Source organism: Lacinutrix himadriensis, assembly GCF_001418105.1.
Classification (GTDB): Bacteria; Bacteroidota; Bacteroidia; order Flavobacteriales; family Flavobacteriaceae; genus Oceanihabitans; species Oceanihabitans himadriense.
On sequence record NZ_LIQI01000027.1, the window covers coordinates 263,693 to 285,715 of the forward strand.

The 22,023-nt window shown below is 33.3% G+C and carries 26 protein-coding genes; 13 read left to right on the top strand and 13 right to left on the bottom strand.

Annotated elements, in window-relative coordinates:
• The 7 genes from AMD28_RS14405 to AMD28_RS14435 all read right to left on the bottom strand — a co-directional run bounded on the left by AMD28_RS14405 (position 1) and on the right by AMD28_RS14435 (position 5,784).
• The gene (locus tag AMD28_RS14405) at positions 1–807 is read right to left on the bottom strand and encodes a type 1 glutamine amidotransferase domain-containing protein (RefSeq protein ID WP_193787285.1); all 807 of its coding nucleotides are present in this window, start codon (positions 805–807) and stop codon (positions 1–3) included.
• An 8-nt stretch (positions 808–815) separates the two neighbouring features.
• The gene (locus AMD28_RS14410) at positions 816–1,976 is read right to left on the bottom strand and encodes an iron-containing alcohol dehydrogenase (protein WP_055444837.1); all 1,161 of its coding nucleotides are present in this window, start codon (positions 1,974–1,976) and stop codon (positions 816–818) included.
• Between the two features lie 24 nt (positions 1,977–2,000).
• Entirely contained in the window at positions 2,001–2,999 is a 999-nt protein-coding gene (locus AMD28_RS14415) for an NADP-dependent oxidoreductase (RefSeq protein ID WP_055444838.1), read from the bottom strand.
• Positions 3,000–3,010: 11 nt separating this feature from the next.
• A complete protein-coding gene (locus AMD28_RS14420) occupies positions 3,011–3,643 on the bottom strand; it encodes a nitroreductase family protein (RefSeq protein WP_055444839.1) in 633 nt (210 codons plus the stop codon).
• Between the two features lie 17 nt (positions 3,644–3,660).
• Positions 3,661–4,326: an NAD(P)H-binding protein gene (locus tag AMD28_RS14425; RefSeq protein WP_055444840.1), complete on the bottom strand. Its 666-nt coding sequence runs from the start codon at positions 4,324–4,326 to the stop codon at positions 3,661–3,663.
• A 1-nt stretch (position 4,327) separates the two neighbouring features.
• Positions 4,328–4,912, bottom strand: coding sequence for a TetR/AcrR family transcriptional regulator (locus AMD28_RS14430; protein ID WP_055444841.1), 585 nt, complete (start codon positions 4,910–4,912; stop codon positions 4,328–4,330).
• 134 nt (positions 4,913–5,046) lie between these two features.
• Positions 5,047–5,784 carry a hypothetical protein gene (locus AMD28_RS14435; protein WP_055444842.1) on the bottom strand — a complete coding sequence of 246 codons (738 nt, stop codon included), beginning with the start codon at positions 5,782–5,784 and terminating at the stop codon, positions 5,047–5,049.
• Positions 5,785–6,034: 250 nt separating this feature from the next.
• Between AMD28_RS14435 and AMD28_RS14440 the strand changes: the two genes are divergently transcribed.
• Complete coding sequence (locus AMD28_RS14440) at positions 6,035–7,732, top strand: patatin-like phospholipase family protein (RefSeq protein ID WP_055444843.1); 1,698 nt, start codon at positions 6,035–6,037, stop codon at positions 7,730–7,732.
• Positions 7,733–7,795: 63 nt separating this feature from the next.
• Here AMD28_RS14440 and AMD28_RS14445 read toward each other — a convergent pair whose 3' ends face one another.
• Positions 7,796–8,698, bottom strand: a complete 903-nt coding sequence (locus AMD28_RS14445) for an EamA family transporter (protein WP_055444844.1) — start codon at positions 8,696–8,698, stop codon at positions 7,796–7,798.
• Between the two features lie 169 nt (positions 8,699–8,867).
• Here AMD28_RS14445 and AMD28_RS14450 point away from each other — a divergent pair, with 169 nt between their 5' ends.
• The 4 genes from AMD28_RS14450 to AMD28_RS14465 all read left to right on the top strand — a co-directional run bounded on the left by AMD28_RS14450 (position 8,868) and on the right by AMD28_RS14465 (position 12,213).
• Positions 8,868–9,920 carry an NAD(P)-dependent alcohol dehydrogenase gene (locus AMD28_RS14450; protein WP_055445055.1) on the top strand — a complete coding sequence of 351 codons (1,053 nt, stop codon included), beginning with the start codon at positions 8,868–8,870 and terminating at the stop codon, positions 9,918–9,920.
• A gap of 182 nt (positions 9,921–10,102) precedes the next feature.
• The gene (locus tag AMD28_RS14455) at positions 10,103–10,294 is read left to right on the top strand and encodes a cold-shock protein (RefSeq protein WP_055444845.1); all 192 of its coding nucleotides are present in this window, start codon (positions 10,103–10,105) and stop codon (positions 10,292–10,294) included.
• A 119-nt stretch (positions 10,295–10,413) separates the two neighbouring features.
• Entirely contained in the window at positions 10,414–11,949 is a 1,536-nt protein-coding gene (locus AMD28_RS14460) for an SDR family NAD(P)-dependent oxidoreductase (RefSeq protein WP_055444846.1), read from the top strand.
• A gap of 72 nt (positions 11,950–12,021) precedes the next feature.
• Positions 12,022–12,213, top strand: coding sequence for a cold-shock protein (locus AMD28_RS14465; RefSeq protein ID WP_055444847.1), 192 nt, complete (start codon positions 12,022–12,024; stop codon positions 12,211–12,213).
• A 121-nt stretch (positions 12,214–12,334) separates the two neighbouring features.
• On the opposite strand, the gene AMD28_RS14470 is transcribed toward AMD28_RS14465, so the two are convergent.
• Entirely contained in the window at positions 12,335–13,303 is a 969-nt protein-coding gene (locus AMD28_RS14470) for a sugar phosphate isomerase/epimerase family protein (RefSeq protein ID WP_055444848.1), read from the bottom strand.
• A gap of 226 nt (positions 13,304–13,529) precedes the next feature.
• Between AMD28_RS14470 and AMD28_RS18640 the strand changes: the two genes are divergently transcribed.
• Complete coding sequence (locus AMD28_RS18640; protein ID WP_161804641.1) at positions 13,530–13,685, top strand: hypothetical protein; 156 nt, start codon at positions 13,530–13,532, stop codon at positions 13,683–13,685.
• A 51-nt stretch (positions 13,686–13,736) separates the two neighbouring features.
• On the opposite strand, the gene AMD28_RS14475 is transcribed toward AMD28_RS18640, so the two are convergent.
• Both AMD28_RS14475 and AMD28_RS14480 read right to left on the bottom strand, forming a co-directional pair.
• A complete protein-coding gene (locus tag AMD28_RS14475; protein WP_055444849.1) occupies positions 13,737–14,168 on the bottom strand; it encodes a TlpA family protein disulfide reductase in 432 nt (143 codons plus the stop codon).
• A complete protein-coding gene (locus AMD28_RS14480) occupies positions 14,169–14,813 on the bottom strand; it encodes a thiamine phosphate synthase (RefSeq protein WP_055444850.1) in 645 nt (214 codons plus the stop codon). It abuts the gene before it with no gap.
• A gap of 244 nt (positions 14,814–15,057) precedes the next feature.
• Between AMD28_RS14480 and AMD28_RS14485 the strand changes: the two genes are divergently transcribed.
• The 3 genes from AMD28_RS14485 to AMD28_RS14495 all read left to right on the top strand — a co-directional run bounded on the left by AMD28_RS14485 (position 15,058) and on the right by AMD28_RS14495 (position 17,078).
• Positions 15,058–16,062: an LLM class flavin-dependent oxidoreductase gene (locus tag AMD28_RS14485; RefSeq protein WP_055444851.1), complete on the top strand. Its 1,005-nt coding sequence runs from the start codon at positions 15,058–15,060 to the stop codon at positions 16,060–16,062.
• A 127-nt stretch (positions 16,063–16,189) separates the two neighbouring features.
• Positions 16,190–16,492, top strand: coding sequence for a ribosome hibernation-promoting factor, HPF/YfiA family (gene hpf / locus AMD28_RS14490; protein WP_055445056.1), 303 nt, complete (start codon positions 16,190–16,192; stop codon positions 16,490–16,492).
• A gap of 76 nt (positions 16,493–16,568) precedes the next feature.
• Complete coding sequence (locus tag AMD28_RS14495) at positions 16,569–17,078, top strand: peroxiredoxin-like family protein (protein WP_055444852.1); 510 nt, start codon at positions 16,569–16,571, stop codon at positions 17,076–17,078.
• A 155-nt stretch (positions 17,079–17,233) separates the two neighbouring features.
• On the opposite strand, the gene AMD28_RS14500 is transcribed toward AMD28_RS14495, so the two are convergent.
• A complete protein-coding gene (locus tag AMD28_RS14500; protein WP_055444853.1) occupies positions 17,234–17,821 on the bottom strand; it encodes a thiamine phosphate synthase in 588 nt (195 codons plus the stop codon).
• A 320-nt stretch (positions 17,822–18,141) separates the two neighbouring features.
• Here AMD28_RS14500 and AMD28_RS14505 point away from each other — a divergent pair, with 320 nt between their 5' ends.
• The 4 genes from AMD28_RS14505 (at position 18,142) to AMD28_RS14520 (ending at position 20,939) form a co-directional block, all read left to right on the top strand.
• Entirely contained in the window at positions 18,142–18,708 is a 567-nt protein-coding gene (locus tag AMD28_RS14505; RefSeq protein ID WP_055444854.1) for a porin family protein, read from the top strand.
• Positions 18,709–18,847: 139 nt separating this feature from the next.
• Positions 18,848–19,447: a Crp/Fnr family transcriptional regulator gene (locus AMD28_RS14510; RefSeq protein WP_241492525.1), complete on the top strand. Its 600-nt coding sequence runs from the start codon at positions 18,848–18,850 to the stop codon at positions 19,445–19,447.
• A gap of 249 nt (positions 19,448–19,696) precedes the next feature.
• Positions 19,697–20,569 carry a pirin family protein gene (locus AMD28_RS14515; protein WP_055444855.1) on the top strand — a complete coding sequence of 291 codons (873 nt, stop codon included), beginning with the start codon at positions 19,697–19,699 and terminating at the stop codon, positions 20,567–20,569.
• 52 nt (positions 20,570–20,621) lie between these two features.
• The gene (locus AMD28_RS14520) at positions 20,622–20,939 is read left to right on the top strand and encodes a GNAT family N-acetyltransferase (protein WP_055444856.1); all 318 of its coding nucleotides are present in this window, start codon (positions 20,622–20,624) and stop codon (positions 20,937–20,939) included.
• A 68-nt stretch (positions 20,940–21,007) separates the two neighbouring features.
• On the opposite strand, the gene AMD28_RS14525 is transcribed toward AMD28_RS14520, so the two are convergent.
• Complete coding sequence (locus AMD28_RS14525; RefSeq protein ID WP_055444857.1) at positions 21,008–21,874, bottom strand: outer membrane beta-barrel protein; 867 nt, start codon at positions 21,872–21,874, stop codon at positions 21,008–21,010.
• Positions 21,875–22,023: the final 149 nt, after the last annotated feature.

Here is a 22,023-nt window from a genome sequence, read left to right on the forward strand (position 1 = left end):
TTATTTTAAGCTCTCTAATAATTTTTCAGCAACTAATTCTGAAGATGCTGGATTTTGACCAGTAATTAAGTTTCCATCTTGAATAGCATAAGCTTGCCAAGCGTCTGCATTAGAGTAGAAGGCACCATTTTCAATTAGCATATCTTCCACTAAAATTGGCACAACTTCTGTTAAACCAACTTGCGTTTCTTCGGTATTAGAAAATCCAGTTACTTTTTTGCCTTTTACTAAACGTGTACCATCTTCGTTTTTCACATCTTTTAATGCAGCTGGCGCATGACATACAAAAGCAATAGGTTTTTTCTGCGTATTGAATTTTTCAATTAAAGCAATAGAAGTAGCATCGTTTGCTAAATCCCATAATGGTCCATGACCACCTGGGTAAAATACAGCATCATAATCATCTGCGTTTATATCTTCTAATTTCTTGGTGTTTGCAATAAGCGCTTTAGCTTCCGCATCGTTATTAAAACGTTTTGTAGCTTCTGTTGCAGCATCAGGAGAATCGCTACTTGGGTCAATTGGTGCAGCTCCTCCTTTTGGTGTTGCCAAAGTAATAGTTGCTCCTTTATCTAATAATGTATAATATGGGCTTGCAAATTCTTCTACCCAAAATCCTGTTTTCTTTCCAGTGTCTCCTAATTCATCGTGCGATGTTAATACAAATAATACTTTCATATCGTTTTCTTTTTTTAATTCTTTTTTTACTTCCGAAACTTTTTCAGAAGGTGTTTTACTTTTTGATTCTTTACAGCTTGAAGCGGTAACAATAGTTAGCGTTAACGCTAGTGTTTTTAATATATTCATCTTTACTTTTAGTATGCCATTTTCACTATTTTCTCCACCTTATCTGGCGATAATGTTTGGTGTTCTCCTAAACCTGTCCAACCACGATTTGTAAATCGTTTTGAAATTTCTTCTGCAGTACCTTCATAATCCTTAGTATAATCAGATAGTTTCGTATCGATTCCTAATTCATGGAAAAAAGCAGTTGTTTTTTCAATTGCTGCTTTGGCTTTATCGTCTGTACTACCTGCTGTGATATTCCAAACACGTTCTCCGTATTGTGCTAGTTTTTCTTTTTTATCTTCAAAATTAAAGGTGTAATGGCTAGGTGCAATTATAGCCAAAGTACGCGCGTGATCAATACCAAATAAAGCAGTTAACTCATGTCCGATAGCATGTACAGCCCAATCTCCTGGAACTCCTTTTTGAATTAATCCGTTAAGCGCCATTGTACAACTCCACATAAAGTTAGATGCTGCTTGATAGTCTGTAGGATCTTTTAATACTTTAGGAGCTACTTCAATAATGGTTTGTAAAATGCTTTCTGCAAAACGATCTTGTAATAACGCACCAATTGGGTAGGTCATGTATTGTTCTAAAACGTGTGTAAAAGCATCGGTTAAACCATTTGCTAATTGACGTTGCGGAATAGAAGTAATTACTTGCGGATCTAAAATAGAGAATTCCGGGAATAAACCTGGTCCGCCCATAGCAAGCTTTTCTTTCGTTTCTGCTCTTGTAATTACTGCTCCAGAATTCATTTCAGATCCTGTTGCCGGTAAAGTTAAAACCGTTCCAAAAGGCATTCCTTTTTCGGTTCTAATATTTTTAGTTAATATGTCCCAAGGCGTTTCTCCGTCATATACTGCTGCGGCGGATAAAAACTTCGTTCCATCAATGACAGAACCTCCACCAACAGCTAATAAATATGTGATGTTTTGATCTTTAACAACTTTTAACGCTTCTATTAATGTTGCGTATTCTGGGTTTGCTGGAATTCCTCCAAACTCAACCACTTCTACATTTGCTAAAGCAGTTTTAACTTGGTCGTAAATACCGTTTTTCTTAATACTTCCTCCACCATAAAGCAATAATACTTTGGCGTCTTGAGGGATTTCTTCTTTTACTTTTTGTATGGTATCCTTTCCAAAAATAATTTTGGTAGGGTTTTTAAATTCAAAATTGTTCATCTTCTTTTTCTTTTTACTTACTGATTATATTTTCACTATCATTTTTCCTTTGTTTTTACCTTCAAATAAATCGATAAAAGCATTTGGAATATTATCAAAACCTTCGACAATAGTTTCGGTGTATTTTAGTTTTCCTTCCGCTAACCAACCTGCTAAATGTTGCATGGCTTCTGGGAATTTATCTGCATAATTGGAAACAATAAAACCTTGCATTAATGCGCTATTTTTAACTAAGAAAGGTTGTACACTTAAACTTGTAGGTAATTCGGTTTCATTATAAACGGAAATGGCACCACAAATTATAATACGTGCAAAACGATTAATATTAAACAAAACAGCATCTGAAATAGGTCCGCCAACATTATCGAAATAAATATCTACACCATTTGGAGCAAGTTTTTTAAGGTCTGCGTTAATATCTGTACTCGTGTTATAATTGATACCTGCATCAAAACCAAACTTGTTTTTTAACATGTCGATTTTTTCATCCGTTCCAGCAATACCTATAACGTGAAGTCCTAATATTTTGGCTATTTGTCCAACAACACTTCCAACAGCTCCAGCAGCTCCAGAAACCACAATCGTTTCTCCAGCTACAGGTTTACCAATTTGTGTTAAACCCAAATAAGCTGTTAATCCTGTCATTCCTAAAACACCTAAAAAAGTACTTAAAGGCGCTTTAGAACCATCCACTTTATTTAAACCTTCGCCATTAGATACTTGCTGTGTGGACCAATCTAACATTCCTGAAACATAATCACCTTCTTTAAATTTTTCGTTTTTAGAAGCTACAACCTTCGCAACAACTCCAGACTGTACAGGAGCATTTAATTGAAAAGGAGGAACGTAAGATTTGGCATCGCTCATTCTTCCTCTTAAATAAGGATCTACAGATACGTAAGCTGCTTCTAAAAGGATTTCTCCTTCCAAAATTGCAAGTTCCGTATCTTCCGTAACAAATTCAAAATTGGAAACTGTAGGTTTCCCTTCTGGTCTATTATTTAATAAAATGGTCTTTCTCATAACTATTTTTTTTATTCAATTACTGTTACTAATTCTTCCATAGGTTTTCTAACTTTAACAAGATTTACCAACCAATCTGCATCTTCTTTTCTATAGCCAATTGGTAATAATACAGCACTACGTAATCCTTTTTCGCGTAGTCCTAAAATTTCATCTACAGCAGCAGGATCAAAACCTTCTAATGGTGTTGTATCTACACCTTCAAAAGCAGCAGCAGTAATTGCATTTGCAAAAGCGATATATGCTTGTTTAGCAGCATGATTAAAGTTTTCTTCAGCATCTTTTTGCGGATAAGCACTTAATAGCATCTGACGATAGTTTTCCCATCCTTCATTTTTAAATCCACGAATTTCATTGGTTAAATCGAACATGTGATTAATTCTATCTGCAGTATAGGTATCCCAAGCAGCAAAAACGAGTAGGTGAGAGCAGTCCGTAATTACAGATTGATTCCAAGCAACTGGTTTGATTTTTTCTTTAATTTCTTGATTCTTAATTACAAAAATCTCGAAAGGTTGCAATCCACTAGACGTTGGAGAAAGTCTAGCAGCTTCTAAAATGCGTTCTATTTTATCTTCTGCTACTTTTTCGCCGTTCATTGCTTTTGCAGCATATCTCCAGTTTAATTTATCTAATAATTCCATATTTTTAATTTTCTTTATTATGTATTCTTTGTTATTCTTTTTATATCGTTTGAAGTAATAATGACTTCGGTATAACTTGTACTATTAGCCAAGTTTATCATGGCTTGCGCAATATTTTCTGGTTCTGTAATTTTATATTGCTTTAGTTTTCCTTTAAATAGAGGTTGAATCACTTTAAAAATAGCCAATCCAATTTTTTCAAGAGTTCTTCTTTCTTCGCGTTCTCCGCCAATTAAAGAAGGTCTAAAAATGAAAGTTTTTTTGATGTTTTGTTTTTGAACATCACGTTCCATTTCGCCTTTTGTTTTATTGTAAAATACAGCACTATTTGCATTTGCTCCTAATGCGGAAACCACTAAAAAGGTTTCTATATTATTTTCTTTAGCAAGTTTTGCTGCTGCAACAGGTATTCCATAATCTATTTGTTTGTAAACCGATTTGTTTGGCGTTTTACTAGCAGTTGTTCCAATGCAACAGTATATTTCGTCTGCTATAAAATCGGTTTTAAATTGCTCCAGGTTTAATAAATCACCAATAAACTGAGTGACTTTATTTGGTAAACCTTTTATCTTAGTACGTGAAAATAATAGGATACTTTTATATCTATCGTCTTCTATTAATTTCTGAAGTAAAATACCTCCAGTTAATCCAGTAGCTCCTAATATGATTGCTGTTTTTTTCATCTTATTTACAAACTTTTATACTGCTCCAAGCAGATTGATATGCTTCTTCTAAATGCGTTTTATCTAATTGAAATGCGCCACGTTTTTGATTAATCATTAAAAAGGATAACGGATTTATAGAATAGGCATATAACAAGTAATTGGATAAGGGTTTAATAATACCTTCCTTTTTACCTCGAGTCCAAAGGTCGAGTAGTGGTTGTAAGTGTTTAATTCCTTCTTGTCTGCTTACTTCATCAATCATTGGAGTATTATCACATTGCGCTAAAAACATTGCGTTTTCACATTCCTTTAATTTAAAATCGGCTATTCGTTTCCAGATGTGTTCAAAACCAGCTTCGACAGATAAAGTGGTATCAAAATTTTCAAAGGCGTATTTTGTGTATTCTGCTTTAACTTCTATATAGGTTTGGTTTACTAAATCCTGTTTGTTTATAAAATATAAATAGATAGTAGCAGGAGATACGTTAGCCATTTTTGCTATTTTACTCATTGGTGTAGCATGAAAACCACTATTATTTACAAGCTCAATGGTTGCCTTAACTAATGCGTTACGTTTATCTATACTTTTTTGAAGTTTTGCCATAATTATCTAATTCTTATACAAAGATAAGTAAAAAATGAATGTTCATTCTTTTTTTAACAAAAATTTATATTTGGGTATTGAAGTAACTAAGAATGGAGGAGGATAAAGCTGTTAGTTATGAAACAACCTATTGTTTAAATGTATTTCTGTTTCACATCTTTAAAATCTAAAACTTTAGTTTCGGAAATAAATTTCATTAAAAGGTAAACCGACATGATATTACATATAATAATTAATACCGTAAAAGTCTTTGTGTACATAAAAAATTCATTGATTGGAGATAAACAGATTTGAAAAATATAAAAAACTCCTGAAGCTAATAAAACAGGTACATTATTGTATAAATCATTCACATAAATCATACCAAATGTAAGTGCGTAAATAAGTAAAAAAAAGATACTTAAATAGGTGAAAAAGAACATGTTTCCGGGAATAAAATCTATTATAAGTTCTAGAACAGCATAAATTAAATAACTTACTAATATAAACCCTGTTATGACGGAAAAAGACAATAATGATTTTAGTTTAGCTCTAGATAAATATGCTTTAAGGATAAGTGTAGAAGAAAATAAAAATAAAGAGGTAGATATAGCAATCCACATAAAATAAGCATCAAAATCATAAAGCGAAAGCACATTAGAAACAAGAACAGCTAGTAAAGCAAAAATAAAAAGGGGTTTCGTTTCTTTTTTAGCAACACTTATATACTTTAAAATAATAGTCAAAATAACAATTGGCATCACATAGACTAAATCTTTTTTTTCCATGGTAATACTTACTACTATAGTGGCTAAAAAAGAAAGAATAAATAAGATATCGTAAACAGTGATTTTTTTAAAAAAATCAAATGTAATTAATTTCCTTTTAGACATTTAAGAGATTGGATTAATATTTAAAGGTATGAAGATAGAATTAATATACGGCAAAAAAAAAGAGAAAGTTGCATTTAGAATCAATCTATAATAAAAGCGTTTTATTCATAAAATGCAACCTCATTTTTAAGAAAAAAGGAGCATAAAACGAATTTCGATTTGCGAATATTAAAATATAATCAGGTACTTCTACTTATAACCATGGGCTAATTAATAACTACCTTTAAAGACAAACAATTGCTACTATTTTATGCCGGAACAAATCAAAATAAAATCTGAATTTATACCCTTTGAAAATATAGGTCTTTGCTTTAGTGGTGGAGGCTATCGAGCTACATTTTTTGCATTAGGAATATTATCTTATTTAGATCAAGTAAGTTATAAAAATAAATCGTTATTACAATCGGTAAAAGCATTAAGCACCGTAAGTGGTGGTACGCTAACGGGAGTTGGATTTGCTAAAGCTGTTCAAGATCCCGATTATAATTTCAAAGATTTTTTTAAGAATTTCTATGCCACATTTACTCCTGAAAATGATGTGCTTTTAAAAACTGCTATTAGTAAATTAGAAAATGATAGCGTTTGGAAAGCCAATCCTTATAAAAATAGATCGTTAATTAATGCATTTGCTTTAACCTATCAAGAAATGCCAATCTTTGAAGGTTCTTTTCAACACTTTAAAGACGATAAAATCAAACAATTAGAACAAGTATGTTTTAATGCTACCGATTTTTCTTTCGGATTAACCTATCGTTTTCAAAATAAAGGATATTTTGGGAATAATCCGCTGTACAAAAACAATCAAAAAGAAATAAATGCATTGCGTAATGAAGTAATGTTGGGTGATGTTATTGCATCTTCTTCTTGCTTTCCGGTAGGGTTTGAACCTTTAGTATTTCCAGACGACTATTTCGATAACCATAACAGTCCTGCATACAAAAACTTAAAAGGATTAGATAATTTTATAGATGGTGTTGGTATTATGGATGGCGGCATTGCAGACAACCAAGGAATTGGTAGTATGATGCTTATTAACGAAAGAATGGAGAGAACTACAAAAGGCTTAGACCTTATTATTGTGAATGACGTAGGAAGCTATAAAATGAAACCTTGGCAACAAGATACGAGCAAGATTGAAAAAAGTTCTACGGTAAAACGTGTCATCAATAAAATACTGCAATACTTTACTATTAAACCGCTGTATTGGATAACATTTATTGTAGGTCTACTCATTTTGCTTTTAAATAATATGCGCGTTTTTGGGAATCAAGAGTATACCGGTTTGTACATTTTAGGAGGTGCTATTTTTGGTATTGGTTTACTATTAACAGCGTTTGGTTTGGTTGCTTCCGTTATTAAATTTTCGGTAACGTCTAGATTAAAAGCTTTATTTAAAAAAAATGTTCCAGAACCATTGTTAGAAGATATTGTCACGTTTAAAAAGTTGGATATTAGTTTAATTCAAGTGATGCTTTCCGATAGATTAACATCGGCAATGACGATGATAAATGATGTGTTTTTAAAACAAATGAGACGTATTAATTACGATTTGTTTTACTCCAAAAATGAACTAAAAAACAAACGTATTACGGCTACGGTTTACAAATTAAATGGAAAAATTTCACCTTATAGTAATAGTTCAGGCTATAATAAGGAGATAAAACCTACGCCAAGTAAAAGCTTAGAGAGTGTTTGTTTAACAGCTTCGGAAACACCTACAACATTATGGTGGGACAAAACAGATATAGCTAAAAATAGAATGGAGACTTTAGTGGCTTGCGGACAATTCACAGTCTGCTATGAACTTATGGATTACATTTTGAAACTAAAAGCAGATCCGGGTACCATCACCGACTTTACCCAAATCGATAAATTATACGCCGCTTTGCAAACCGATTGGAAAGCATTTAATAAGCAACCTTTATGGCTGGTGGAGGAATTGAAATAAGCAGTAATAAGAGGATTAATTTAGAAGTAATAATCGAATGGAAATAATATATTATGGTACATATTAATTAGAATATAAAATCAAAAACACGCCAATTAGAATACCAAATAACGGAATCAATTTCTTTCGCTTGTTTTTCTCTTTAAACACCAAACCTCCAATAACAACAGCTATTATTAATTGGCTACGTTTGATGGCAGATAATAACATTATTAAAGCATCCGGATCCTGAAGCGCTTTAAAGTAAAAATAATCTGCAGCAACCAATAAAACACCAACAGCAATGATGGTCCAACGAAATGTAAAGGCTTTTCGTTTTTTAGCAAAAGGAAACCAGGTCACCGATAAAATAATTAGTAAAATAAGAACCGTATACCAGCAAAACCAGAACTGTAAGGTTTGTGGATTTAAGGCTAAATTCTGAATTAAAAACTTATCATATAAACCACTAGAAGCTCCTAAAAAAGTGGCAGCAATAATGGCAAATATCCATTTATTCTTCTTAAAGTTTATACCTTCTTTTTTCCCTATTTTAGAGTATAGTATCACGGAAAATATAATAAGAAAAAATCCAATCCATTGTAAAAAATTAGGCGTTTCCTTATAAATTAAGATAGCACCAATAAAGGTGAAAAACGGACCAGCAGAACGTATTGGAGTTACAATAGTAATTGGCAAATGCTTTAAAGCTTGATAGGCTAAAATCCATGAGGAAGCCATAATCATCGATTTTATAAAAATAAAACCGTGTGTTTTCCAAGGAATACTAGTAATATGTAATCCTATTTCTTTGGTGTATTCTGGGAAATAAATGGATCCAATGAATAAGGGAAGTAATAACAAAAATCCGGACCCAATAGTACCTAAAAGCACCGGAAACACTTCATTTCCTTGTACAGCATGTTTTTTACACAGATTGTGTAAACCTAAAAAAAGTGCCGCCAATAAACCCAAATACATCCACATGGCGCGAATATAGTTTTTTAAAGGATTTTGGAATTATAATATGTTGTGATTTTCAATTAATTTTAAGGATTCCTATAATTTTATGCTGCAAGATTTAAGAGCATTAGTAATCGATAATTCACTATTTATAATTATATTTAATGTACATAAAACTAAAAATCAGCACATTATGAAAACCACAAGTGTTAAAGCGTACGGCACAACTTCTGCAGAAGCAGATTTAAAATCCTTAGTGATAGATAGAAGGGAAGTAACTCCAGAAGATGTCGAGATGGATATTTTGTACTGTGGTGTATGTCATTCCGATTTACATTTTGCTAAAAACGATTGGGGGATATCTCAATACCCATTAGTTCCTGGACATGAAATTGTTGGTAAAGTTGTTAAAACAGGAGCAGGGGTTACTAAATATAAAAAAGGAGATATCGTTGCTGTTGGCTGTTTGGTGGATTCTTGTAGAACGTGTAATAATTGTAAAAACGATGTAGAGCAATATTGCCCGGAATGGGTTGGTACTTATGGTGGTTATGATAAGCATTTAGATACCAATACACATGGCGGTTATTCAGAAACCATAGTCGTAGACCAATCTTATGTTTTAAGTGTTCCAGAAAATCTAGATTTAGCTGGTATTGCTCCGGTATTATGCGCTGGAATAACAACTTGGTCGCCATTACGTCATTATAAGGTAGGAAAAGGTAGTAAGGTTGCTGTTGTAGGTTTAGGTGGTTTAGGTCACATGGCTATAAAATTAGCACACGCACTAGGAGCACATGTAACTTTGTTTTCTAGATCCGAAAATAAAATCCAAGATGCCAAACGTTTAGGAGCAGATCAGGTTATTATTTCTAAAGATAATGCACAAATGGAAAGTGTGGCAGGACATTTTGACCTAATAATAGATACGGTTCCTTATGCACACGATCTAAATCTGTATATAAATACATTAAATACCAATGGTACTTTAGTTGTTATTGGTTATTTAGGTCCGTTAGACCCAACATTAGTAACGGTTCCATTAATCATGGGGAGAAAAGCGATAGCAGGTTCCCTAATTGGAGGTATTAAAGAAACCCAAGAACTATTAGATTTTTGTGGTAAACACAATATTACTTCAGATATAGAATTAATAAACATACAAGATATTAATACCGCATACCAACGCATGTTAAAAAGCGATGTAAAATACAGGTTTGTTATAGATATGAAGTCGTTAAAATAGCAATAGCCTACTGTTTATGCAATAAAACACTGTATAACAAGTCGTTAAAAGAACAAAAGGAAGGATGCTAAGTAAAATTATTTTTCAATAAATTGAAAATTAGTTAATTAATTAGTTGCTTCTTACAATTATTGGCACCATCTTTGCCTAGTATTAAAATAATAATAATAAATTACATTACAATGAACAAAGGAACAGTAAAATTTTTCAACGACACTAAAGGTTTTGGATTCATCACTGAAGAAGGAGTTGATAAAGACCACTTCGTACACATTTCTGGATTAATCGACGAGATTAGAGAAGGTGACCAAGTAGAGTTTGACTTACAAGAAGGAAACAAAGGATTAAATGCAGTTAACGTAAAAGTTATCTAAGACATATATACTTAAAGTTTTACAAAGGCCTATCCATTTATTTGGATAGGCTTTTTTAGTTTACATAGTTTAGGTTTCCAAAAGTGTCATTATCTTTGACGAAAAATTAAGGAATTGGTATGAGTGAAAATAAATCGAATGTAGACGTAGCATCTTGTATTACAACATTAGAGACGCTATTAGAAAATACCAATTTGCTTTTCGAATTACCCGAAGAACAACGTGTTGCGCTCTACAAAGTTGCTGGCGAATTGTCTAGACCAAATCGGGATGAGTTTCAACGCCGACGTAAAGACGCTAAAAAGGCGACAAAACGTAAAATGATTGCTAGAGACAAGCATGCTAGAAAAACTACAGGAATTCGTTCTGCAAGAGAAGCTTCCTTGTTTGTAGCTCCAAAATTATTAGCTGCAGCTCAAATACCAGACAAACCTTTAGAATTAGAATCTCCAAGAAACTGCTACGTTTGTAAAACGGTTTTCACACAATTACATCATTTTTATGATACCATGTGTACCGAATGTGGCGATTTAAACTACGCAAAACGTTTTCAAACTACAGATTTAAAAGATCAAGTTGCTGTAATTACAGGTTCTAGATTGAAAATCGGCTATCATATTACTTTAATGTTATTACGTTCGGGTGCAACTGTAGTCGCTACCACACGTTTTCCTGCAGATTCTGCCATTCGTTTTTCAAAAGAAGAAGATTATAAAGATTGGAGCGATCGTTTACATATTCACGGACTCGATTTAAGGCACATTCCAAGTGTAGAGATTTTCTGTAATTATATAGAGCAAAAATATAATCGCTTAGATATCTTAATCAATAATGCCGCACAAACCGTAAGAAGACCTTCTGGTTTTTATTTCCATTTAATGGAAAATGAAAAGCTTCCTATTAATAAACTTCCAGAATTAGCGCAGACGCTTTTAAAAGATCATGAAAGTTGTTTAGAAGAATTAACCAGCTTAAGTGTTGGTCCTTCAAAAACAAATAAAAACAATGTATTACCGGTAACTTGGCACGGACCAGAACCTGGAATTGGTTTACGAAACTCTGCAGAATTATCTCAAATTCCCTACAGTTTTGATAACTCCTTACAGACTGCTGAAGTCTTTCCGGAAGGCAAATTAGATGCCGATTTACAACAAGTAGATTTACGAAAAACAAATAGCTGGCGATTAAAACTTGGTGAAATTGAAACCACAGAAATGGTAGAAGTACAGCTAGTAAATGCGGTAGCTCCTTTTGTTTTATGTAATCGTTTGTCTAATGTAATGATGAAAGAGAATACTGGTAAAAAACACATTATCAACGTTTCAGCAATGGAAGGGAAGTTTCATAGATTTAAAAAAGTAGATAGACATCCACATACCAATATGGCAAAAGCAGCTTTAAATATGTTAACACATACTTCTGCATCTACCTTTGCTAAATCGGGTATTTATATGAATGCGGTGGATACTGGTTGGGTTACCGATGAAGATCCTGCAGTATTGTCTAAAAAGAAAGTAGACGTTCATGATTTTCAACCACCTTTAGATATTGTGGATGGAGCAGCACGTGTTATGGATCCGTTAATTGATGGTATAAATACAGGAAAACATTGGTCTGGTAAATTCTTAAAAGATTATTTCCCTATCGATTGGTAGGCCAAATCTAATTTCTGGCACCATCTTTGCATTCTATATAGTAATTATTAAAATAAATATATTACAATTATTATGAGTACAGGAACAGTAAAGTTTTTCAACGACACAAAAGGATTCGGATTTATCACAGAAGAAGGAGTAGACAAAGATCACTTTGTACACATTTCAGGATTAATCGATGAGATTAGAGAAGGAGATCAAGTAGAATTTGATTTACAAGAAGGAAACAAAGGATTAAATGCAGTTAACGTAAAAGTTATCTAATATATACTTCCAATAGTACAAAAGCCCATCCATTTATTTGGATGGGCTTTTTTTATGTTTAAACAGCTGATAATCTTAGTAAAGTCTGTCGTTTTACTTAGTATATATGTAGAATTAAAAACTATTCTGCATTTTCCCAAGCATCTTTTAAATACAAGAGATCCTTTTTAATTCTAGATAAAACTTCCTTTTTCGGAATTGTTATTTTAGAATGTCCTTCTTCCGCACCACCTAAATCATGCTCGACATGTAGCGAAACAGGAACGTTTATTTTATATTTTTTAAGTAGTGAAAAATAACGATTAAAATCAACCATGCCTTCACCAAGTGGCACGTGCATTGGTTGCCAAGTGCCATTTTTTATTCCCCATTTAAAATCTTTTATGACTATAGAATTAATGAACGGTTTAATACGGCGTAATCCTAGTTCCCAACTCTGGCCACCTTCTGCAACAGCATGTCTAATATCATATTGTGAGCCCATGAATTTACCTTCTGTTGCTTCCAAAATAGGAAGTAAATCCCAAATAGGAGCGCCAACATGATTCCCAGAATGGTTTTGATAGCCACCAATAAGTCCTAATTTTTCATTTAGTTCCTCTAGCGCTTTTGCTTGTTTTCCATAAAGAGTTTGGCTCTCAGTAATCGATTTGTCTTCTGGGTATTTTAACCAATCGGTTCGGTAATGCGTAAATCCAAGGCTACTTGCCGTTTCCAATACGGTTTTATTTACCATGTTATTAGCATCCCAAACGTTCGTACTCATCAGCTTTGGGGACAGTCCGTGTTTTTTCATTGCTGCGGCCGCTTTCGGTAAATCTTCTATTACATTTTCTGGTAATACATGTCCTTTTCGTCGCACTGTTAAATCGAGACCATCAAAACCCATTGCTACAGCTGCCGCCGACATTTCATTATAATCTAAAAATTGTAATTGTTTAGAAAACAAATGCACCTTTAGATCTGCTTCGGGTTCTTCCTGTAATTTAGATAATGGATCTTGAAAGGCTAGGAGTGGAATAGATGCAAGTCCCATGGCGGAAAGCTTAGCAAATTCTCTTCTGGAATACTTGTTAGAACACGGATTCATTTTGTAGTGATTTGTGAATGAGATAGTAAGATACTTTTTTTTGAAGGAATTTTAGAATACGGAAAAGTTCTTCTTCTTTATAAATCTAAAAACACACAAGGTAACTTTTTGACTATCATAGCTCTAAGTGTTATTTAAGGTTTCAGAATTATTAATAACACCTTTAACGAAAGCTTTTGTAGTAATATTTTTATATATTTAACAAATAACTAAAACTTTTCTTACTATGAAATACAGAATATTCGCACTATTAATGATTTTTGCTTTTTCAACTTCTATGAGCGCCATAGAGATCAGAGGCAAGAGAAAAGTACCTTCTCAAGGTTATGCACAACAAACAGTGGAAACGCCTAATGTGTTGGATTTAAAAAATAAAATGTAATTAATAATTACATGAATTTAAAAAAGCAATGTTATCTAACATTGCTTTTTTTTATAGCATACTTTCTATAGCATAATACAATCTATTCTTCGCATTATCTTGAGAACCAAAAATAGAACGAAACAATACTCCTTGTTCTGTTATAAGCAACCATTGTGGCGTGCCTTCCGATTCAAATTGATCATACACCTTATGTCCTTCATCGATATAAATAGGAAACGGATTTTCACCACTAGTAAACACACTTTTAATATTTTCTTTTGTGCCTTCTCTATTTACAAAATCGGCATGAATACCTGCAACTTGAATGGCTGGATATTTTTGTTGAAAGTCGTATGCCAAAGGAATAGCACGACCTGTACAACCCAAACAATCATTGTTATAGATAATTAATAACAACACTTTGTCTTTATAAACGGTCATCAAATCTACTGCGACACCATCTAAATCTTTTACTATTATAGACTCTATTGGATTGTTCATTTATTCAAAAGTATGACGTTGTTCTTGGGTAGAAGATGCGTTTAGTAATTGGTTAAAGGTTTTAATGGCATCAAAATTTTGGGTAATCGCTTCAGAAACAGCAATACCTGAAATTTCCGTTTTTAATATCTCTGTAACATCTGCTGTAGTGATCCCTCCAAAACCAATAATTGGAATCGGCGTTTTTAAAACATCGGTGATTGCTGTATATCCTTTTTTTCCTAAAACCGGACCTAAATTAGCGTTGGTTTTTGTCTCTCTAAAAGGACCTAAAACAATATAGTCAATAGATGCATCTAATAATTTTTCACAATCGGCTAAAGTATTTGCAGCACCGCCAATACTTTGCCAAGGATATAAATGTTTTCTAACGATAGTAGGCGAGGCATCCGTTTTTTCTAAATAAACACCATCCGCTTTAATTTCTTTTGCCACTTTATAATAACCGCTAATCACTAATCTGGTTTGAAAAACTGCAGTAATTTTAATCGCTTCTTTGGCAATCTTTAAAAGCTTTTTTTCGGAAGCATTCGCCATACCAAGTTGCACTAATTCTACACCAGAAGTACATGCTTTTTGTATGTTTTCTAAAATTTCTTTTGGGGAATCTCCTGTTGCTATATAGTGTAATTTTGGTATAATCATATTTTCGTTTCTTGTGTTCTTCCGTATTTTAAAATGGAATATGTTGCAAAAATACGACTATTATAAGAACCTTAGTAGAGAATAGCGAATGGAAATAGAAGCTATTTATTTCCGAAATAAAAATAAAAAAAATAACTGTTTTATTAATGCATAGAATCGATTAAGAAACAGACTACATTATGTAATTTTGTGGAAGAAGTAACGACTATTGTATACTTAATATTACCATTGATTTTATCCTATTATGAAAAAGAATCCAACAACCTATTCTATATTAGATCTTGCTTTAGTTTCTAAAGGACATACATTAAAAGAAACCTATGCCAATGTTTTGGAATTGGCACAACATGCCGAAACCTTTGGTTACACACGCTATTGGTTGGCAGAACATCATAATTCGTCAAATATTGCAAGTAGCGCAACTTCTATATTAATTGGTTATGTGGCACAAGGCACTAATACTATTCGTGTTGGTTCTGGAGGTGTTATGCTACCTAATCATTCGCCATTAATCATCGCAGAACAGTTTGGTACCTTAGGTTCTATATATCCTAATCGAATAGATCTAGGTTTGGGTAGAGCGCCAGGAACAGACAGAGAAACCGCAGAAGCTATTCGTTCCGATTTTATGCAAGCAGCACATTCTTTTCCTAACGAATTAGAAAAAATACAAACCTATTTTTCGGCAGAAAATGCAACTTCTAAAGTCCGAGCTACCGTTGCAGAAGGCGTAGATGTTCCTATTTATATCTTAGGTTCGAGTACCGATAGTGCGCATTTGGCAGCTAAAAAAGGATTGCCTTATGCTTTTGCTAGTCACTTTGCTACCGCGCAATTATGGGATGCCTTGAAGATTTATCGCGATGAATTTCAGCCTTCGGAAGTATTACAAAAACCATACGTAATCGTTGGTGTCAATATTATTATTGCAGAAACAGACGAAGAAGCTCAAAATCTCTCCACTTCCTTAATCAAAATGATTGTAGGGATATTTACTGGTAAACGCGACTATGTGCAACCGCCAACAGCAATGACAGACGATTTAAAACAGGTGATGCAAAATCCGCAAATACACCAAATGTTAAAGTATTCTTTCATTGGTAGTAAAGCTACTGTAAAAGCACAAGTCAAAGAATTTATGGAACAAACCGAAGCCGACGAATTTATTGCGGTTACTAATATTTATGATATAAAAGATAGAATCCGTTCTTATGCATTGTTTGCCGAAATCATGAAGGAGCTACAATAAAGAAAACCTGTTGAATTGGACATCCAATAGCATATGCGTTCATATTCATAGCATATACGCCAATGTTAGTGCCTATTTATAATTAGTTTGACCATAGAAGGATAATTAATTAAAAATGAAGACGACTATGACTATACATTTTGAATATGACGAAGTACAAGCAAGCAAAAGATTAGAGGCATTTGCAACCGAAAAATTAGAAGGCTTATTTAACAAGTTTTCCATGATTATTAGAGCAGATGTTTTTTTTAAATTGGAAAACACCACTTCAGACGAAACAGGCAAGATTTGCAACATTCGCTTAAGTGTTCCTGGTCCTAGATTATTTGCCGAAGCAAGTCACGATAATTTTATGAATTCTATTTCAGAAACTATAAATAATTTGGACACGCAATTGACGAAGAAAAAAGGAAAAATGACGAGCTTTTAATACTATATAAGTTGTTATAAAAAGCGACAACATTAAGAATAGCATTAAATAAAAACGAATTATAAAATAATAGACCATGATAAAACCAACAGAAAAAGCACCTGCATTAAAGGTTAAATTAGTGAACGATATTACATGGAGTTTACAAGAACAAACCCCAGAAAACTTTACTTTAATTATTTTCTTTAGAGGAAAACACTGTCCGGTTTGTAAAATGCAATTGGAAGAATTACAGACTAAGATTAATGATTTTACAGAACGAGGAGTTAACGTAATAGCGATTAGCACAAACACAGAAGAACTTGCAAAAGCAACCCACAAAGAATGGAAAATTGCAGACATCCCTTTAGGTTATGGTTTTGCTATTGACGAAGCTAGAAAATGGGGGTTATTTATATCTAAAGGAATCAAAGAAACAGAACCAGAACATTTTAGTGAGCCAGGATTATTTCTAATCCATAAAGATGGAACCGTATATTGGGAATCTATTCAATCTATGCCATTTGGAAGACCACAATTTAAAGATGTCTTAAACGGAATTGATTATATATTAAAACAAGGATATCCTGCTAGAGGAGAAGCCTAATAGTAGTTACTACTTGTAGTTTTTCTAGAAATATTTTTTACGGAAGAGTCTTTTAGAAATCAGAGAAATTCAATATATAAAGAGCAATTTTATACGATATGAATTATTACAAAATGATAATTTCTTAGTATAAAATTGCTTTTTTTTATTCCTAATTATTGAAAATGTGCTTTTATTTTTTTGAAAACAGCAATTGGTGTATCACTATTCCAAATACCACCTAAAACACCAACCCCTTTAAAGCCTAAAGTTTTAAAAGCATCTAAATTATCTGCGGTAACGCCACCCATACCTATAATGGTTTTGTCAATGGCATTCACATCAAAACCACGACCAGCATAATCTGTTTTAGAAATGGAAGCAAACACCGGACTTAGTAAATGGTAGTCAAATTCAAAATAGCAATCTTCCAAGTCTTGTGGTTCATGAAACGAAGAGCTTATGGTTTTTCCAAACATATTCAGCCCTTTAAAATACTGACCAGGATTATCAATATGCGCAATTCTTTCCTGTTCTTGAAAATGAATTCCTTTTAAATTATAGTCGTTAATTAATGCATGGTGATAATGCACCACAATTCTGTTGTGATACTTGGCATCTATCAAATTTAAATAGTCAGAATGTTCCTTGTAATCTTTATCTGGTTTTCTAAAATGATAGCAGGCTAAACCTTCTTCAAATAACTGATTCAGAATTTCAATTTCATTAGGTACATCTTTTTCTGGTGCAATTACAACAATCATAGTTTAGCTCTTTTTTTCAATAACTTATTTCACAAAGATACTTTCCTTTAACCATACTTTAAGGTTTTATATTTTTAATATTTTGTCAAACGCATTCAAATATCACATATCCATATTCCATAAAAAAAGGAAAGTATTTTAAGAAGCCGAATGCCGTATTTTCTTATAAACAGTAACACTTTAACGCGATTAAACAACTCAAGATCAGCGCTTTTTAACACGCTGTTAAAGTTGGTTAAAAAGGTTAAAAGTATGATAAATAGGAAACTAGAAGCCGTTATTTTTTTTTCATTTGTTGGGAACAATAAAAACTTTCAACCATGAAAAAAGGATTACTTATTATTGCAATTTCCGTGATCGGATTTACAAAAGCACAAGCACAAGACGTTGAATTCGGCGCAAAACTAATTATTAATTATGCGAACCTTTACGGAGATTATGATGGAGACGACGGCGGCGTAACCAGTCTTATTAATTTTGGAGTAATGTCTGAAATACACATCAATGAAAAATTCTCTTTCCAACCAGAAATTATGTATTCTATGCAAGGATTTAGTACAGGAAATGGTGATGACGACTTGGTAAATTTGAATTATTTGAATGTACCATTAATGGGGAAATACTATATCACCAAAGGTTTTAGTGTGGAAGCTGGTCCGCAAATAGGATTTTTACTTTCCGCAAAAAACGATGGCGATGATGTGAAAAGTAGTTTTAAAGGATTAGATCTTGGTGTGAACTTCGGATTGGGTTACAAATTAGAAAACGGATTAAACTTTGGCGCACGTTACAATTTAGGCGTATCTAATATCAATGATGTCGATGGTTCTTCTAGTAAATTTAGAAATGGTGTAGCACAAGTATCTGTTGGCTATTTCTTCTTATAAAACAAAATAGTCTTACGGTTTTTAGAGAATATAAAATTGGTTCGCATTGCAAGATGTTGAACCATTTTTTTTAATGTATATATGCCTATACCTTAATAATAAATAAAATCTTAGCTTCTAATTATTTACCTTTATATCCATGATGGAGGTACCCAATTTCAAAAAACATATTATAGAAAAATGCGGATTATCGGAAACCGAATTCACGCAAATAGCACCTTTCATTAAAACCAAGAAAGTTGCTAAAAACGACTTCCTTTTACAACAAGGCGAAATCTGTTCGCATTCCTTTTTTGTAGAACAAGGTGTATTGCGTTTTTATGCTTTAAATGAAGAAGGCAATGAAAGCATTCTACAATTTGCAACCGAAAATTGGATTGTTAGCGATCGCGGAAGCGTCTTCTTTCAGGAACCTTCTACCTATTATATCGATGCGATTGAAGATACGCTAACCGTGATGTTAGACGAAGAATTTATCCAAAGAGTAGTCCAAATAAATCCCGATTTTAGGAAACAAAACGAAAACTTACTACAAAACCATATTCGTCATTTGTACAAACGCATCAGTTTGTTATTGGGAGCTTCGGCAAGAATACGCTATTTAGAATTTGTTGCGATGTATCCAGATGTAATGCTTCGTGTGCCACAATGGATGATTGCTTCCTATTTAGGAATTACTCCAGAAAGCCTAAGTCGCGTTCGTAAAGCTTTAGCAGCAGAAAACTTTCCACGTAAGTGATATAAAAACAGCTATAATTTCTAATATTTCACTTCTTATCATAGGTCAATGCACAACTTTAGTAGTTCCTGTAATTTTACAGTAATCCAAAGAAAGGAAATGTATCATGAGAGATTTAGAGGATGCATTCGAACTCCATGTAGCATATAACTTCAATTAATTAGTAAAGCAGGTCACGGCAATTGCAAACGCACCGATAAGCTTTGAATATGTATAATTAAAAGATTACCGCTTTCGCGGAAAAATATTATGAAAACAAAAAATATAGAAAAAGTAACCCGACCAGGAACACCACATTTTGTTGGTGACGGATTTAGAGTACACAATTTTATTCCTGGCACATCGACCATGCAACGAATGGATCCGTTTATTATGTTGGATTATAATTCGAAATTCAACTTCCCTGCAACCGATAAACCAAAAGGTGTTGGTGTGCATCCACATCGCGGTTTTGAAACCGTAACCATTGCCTACAAAGGTCGTGTGCAACATGATGATAGTTCTGGTGGTGGCGGTATTATTGGCGAAGGTGATGTACAATGGATGACGGCAGCTTCTGGTGTTTTACACAAAGAATTTCATGAAACCGAATGGAGCAAAACAGGAGGTGCATTTCAAATGGTACAATTATGGGTAAATCTTCCTGCAAAAGATAAAATGAGTGCGCCAAAATACCAAGCGATTGCCAATGCCGAAATCGTAAAAGTGTCTTTACCAGAGGAAGCTGGAGAAGTCGAAGTCATTGCTGGAGAATTTCAAGGAAATAAAGGAGTAGCATCTACCTTTTCACCAATTAATATGTTTAATGTGAAATTGAAAAAAGGAGGGAAGACCCAATTGTCTTTTCCGGAAAACTATACCACAGCCATTTTAATGGTAGAAGGTGCAGCAAAAGTGAATGAAATTGTGGATGCACCAGAAGATCATTTTGTAATGTTTAAAAATGACGGCGAAACGTTTACGGTAGAAGCTTTAGAAGATGCTGTAATACTAGTGTTAAGTGGCGAACCGCTTAACGAGCCTATTGCTGCCCACGGACCATTTGTTATGAATACAAAAGAGGAATTGCAAGAAGCATTTCAGGATTTTAATACTGGTAAATTCGGGTATTTAGAAGATTAAAAAATCTTTAAAACAGTTCTTTTTTAGAGCTGTTTTTTTATATATTTAAAAGATGAGAGAAGACTTTACAAATATACCGCTTTATAAAAACGAAGAAAAGAAACGTTTTGAAATAGAAATCGATGGTAGCATTGCTTTTGTTACCTATAAAGAAATAGGCAACCAAGTAGCATTGGTGCATACCGAAGTAGAACCCGCATTAAGTGGTCGTGGTATTGCAGGAGCATTGGTAGAAAAAACTTTGCAGTATATAGAAGACCATAACAAAACCGTCTTGCCATTTTGTTCCTATGTATTGGCATATATTCAAAAGCATCCAGAAAAAAAGCGTTTGGTAGACCCTAGTTTTAAGGACTACCATACGCTTTAAATCTTTGTTCTACATCACATACATGATGGAAGAAAAGGATTTCTACTGGCAATTAAGCACTAAAAGAATTATCCCTTTTTAGCAGCGCCACCTTTAAATTTATACGTAACACCAATATTAATTCCGAAAGAAGAATACGGCACTTTTTGCGCTAGTTTTTTAGACGAATCGGTATTGTTATTATCCAGATTATCTACATAAGTAGTTTCCTTATTATAACCAGCAGGTAAATTATCTAAAGAATAAAAACCAGAAACAGCAACCGTACCATCCGGTAAAACAATATCGGTATTAAATTCGGAAAGTTCCGAGTCTTTTCGTTTTAAGCTAATCCCATAATATTCTGCTTCCGCAAAAATACTAAAGTGATCACTTAAGTCGTATTTATAACCAAGCGCAGCAATAAAACCTAAAGGAAACTGTCCGTGAAAATCTTCTTTGTAATTCGTTTCCGAGTACGATCCTAACGGTACACCAAAAGCATCGGCTTCCTCTTGAGTAAATACCGTTTTATCATATACAACAGCTTCTGTTTTACCACCTATTTTTATTAAAGCACCAAAACGACCGTAAATATTATTAGTGAATCTGTAGACTATAGAAGCAGATCCTCCAAAAGCACGTGCTCTAGCAACGGCATCTACCTCTCTATTTGGTAAATCCACTTCAGAGATAGTTTGATCGGTACCAAGTAAATATCCTAATCCTATTTCTGCTCCAAAAGAAGGACCAAAGAAATACGTTCCTCGTAATTGAAAATTGGCGCCTTCACCAAAACTACCATAACTGTTTTCTGTTTCCGAAATATTAACGGTTTCTCCTAATTTCATTCCAGCACTTCCTAATGCATATCCAGAACTCACCGAAACCTGAAATTGCGCAAAAGATATTGTGCTTATAAACAATGCTGTACATACTATCACTAAATGTTTCATAACTTTTTATTTGGTAGTATAAATGTATAAAAAAGTAGGGGAATGGGAAATGATTTAAAGTTAATTTTAAGGGAAAATATGGTGGGGTTTTGGGGGTTGGGATTGTGTAGAAATTAGTTTTTAATTAGTTAAAATTATGGTGTTTACGG

What these genes read in the sequence shown, in the direction of transcription:
- AMD28_RS14505 (WP_055444854.1), top strand. Translation starts at nt 18,142, where the DNA reads ATGAAAAAAGGATTACTTATTATTGCAATTTCCGTGATCGGATTTACA.
- AMD28_RS14455 (WP_055444845.1), top strand. Translation starts at nt 10,103, where the DNA reads ATGAACAAAGGAACAGTAAAATTTTTCAACGACACTAAAGGTTTTGGA.
- AMD28_RS14445 (WP_055444844.1), bottom strand. Translation starts at nt 8,698, where the DNA reads ATGTGGATGTATTTGGGTTTATTGGCGGCACTTTTTTTAGGTTTACAC.
- AMD28_RS14460 (WP_055444846.1), top strand. Translation starts at nt 10,414, where the DNA reads ATGAGTGAAAATAAATCGAATGTAGACGTAGCATCTTGTATTACAACA.
- AMD28_RS14405 (WP_193787285.1), bottom strand. Translation starts at nt 807, where the DNA reads ATGAATATATTAAAAACACTAGCGTTAACGCTAACTATTGTTACCGCT.
- AMD28_RS14415 (WP_055444838.1), bottom strand. Translation starts at nt 2,999, where the DNA reads ATGAGAAAGACCATTTTATTAAATAATAGACCAGAAGGGAAACCTACA.
- AMD28_RS14510 (WP_241492525.1), top strand. Translation starts at nt 18,848, where the DNA reads ATGATGGAGGTACCCAATTTCAAAAAACATATTATAGAAAAATGCGGA.
- AMD28_RS14470 (WP_055444848.1), bottom strand. Translation starts at nt 13,303, where the DNA reads ATGAATCCGTGTTCTAACAAGTATTCCAGAAGAGAATTTGCTAAGCTT.
- AMD28_RS14430 (WP_055444841.1), bottom strand. Translation starts at nt 4,912, where the DNA reads ATGGCAAAACTTCAAAAAAGTATAGATAAACGTAACGCATTAGTTAAG.
- AMD28_RS14425 (WP_055444840.1), bottom strand. Translation starts at nt 4,326, where the DNA reads ATGAAAAAAACAGCAATCATATTAGGAGCTACTGGATTAACTGGAGGT.
- AMD28_RS14420 (WP_055444839.1), bottom strand. Translation starts at nt 3,643, where the DNA reads ATGGAATTATTAGATAAATTAAACTGGAGATATGCTGCAAAAGCAATG.
- AMD28_RS14410 (WP_055444837.1), bottom strand. Translation starts at nt 1,976, where the DNA reads ATGAACAATTTTGAATTTAAAAACCCTACCAAAATTATTTTTGGAAAG.
- AMD28_RS14500 (WP_055444853.1), bottom strand. Translation starts at nt 17,821, where the DNA reads ATGATTGTTGTAATTGCACCAGAAAAAGATGTACCTAATGAAATTGAA.
- AMD28_RS14485 (WP_055444851.1), top strand. Translation starts at nt 15,058, where the DNA reads ATGAAAAAGAATCCAACAACCTATTCTATATTAGATCTTGCTTTAGTT.
- AMD28_RS14475 (WP_055444849.1), bottom strand. Translation starts at nt 14,168, where the DNA reads ATGAACAATCCAATAGAGTCTATAATAGTAAAAGATTTAGATGGTGTC.
- AMD28_RS18640 (WP_161804641.1), top strand. Translation starts at nt 13,530, where the DNA reads ATGAAATACAGAATATTCGCACTATTAATGATTTTTGCTTTTTCAACT.
- AMD28_RS14440 (WP_055444843.1), top strand. Translation starts at nt 6,035, where the DNA reads ATGCCGGAACAAATCAAAATAAAATCTGAATTTATACCCTTTGAAAAT.
- AMD28_RS14495 (WP_055444852.1), top strand. Translation starts at nt 16,569, where the DNA reads ATGATAAAACCAACAGAAAAAGCACCTGCATTAAAGGTTAAATTAGTG.
- AMD28_RS14465 (WP_055444847.1), top strand. Translation starts at nt 12,022, where the DNA reads ATGAGTACAGGAACAGTAAAGTTTTTCAACGACACAAAAGGATTCGGA.
- AMD28_RS14525 (WP_055444857.1), bottom strand. Translation starts at nt 21,874, where the DNA reads ATGAAACATTTAGTGATAGTATGTACAGCATTGTTTATAAGCACAATA.
- AMD28_RS14435 (WP_055444842.1), bottom strand. Translation starts at nt 5,784, where the DNA reads ATGTCTAAAAGGAAATTAATTACATTTGATTTTTTTAAAAAAATCACT.
- hpf (WP_055445056.1), top strand. Translation starts at nt 16,190, where the DNA reads ATGACTATACATTTTGAATATGACGAAGTACAAGCAAGCAAAAGATTA.
- AMD28_RS14515 (WP_055444855.1), top strand. Translation starts at nt 19,697, where the DNA reads ATGAAAACAAAAAATATAGAAAAAGTAACCCGACCAGGAACACCACAT.
- AMD28_RS14450 (WP_055445055.1), top strand. Translation starts at nt 8,868, where the DNA reads ATGAAAACCACAAGTGTTAAAGCGTACGGCACAACTTCTGCAGAAGCA.
- AMD28_RS14520 (WP_055444856.1), top strand. Translation starts at nt 20,622, where the DNA reads ATGAGAGAAGACTTTACAAATATACCGCTTTATAAAAACGAAGAAAAG.
- AMD28_RS14480 (WP_055444850.1), bottom strand. Translation starts at nt 14,813, where the DNA reads ATGATTATACCAAAATTACACTATATAGCAACAGGAGATTCCCCAAAA.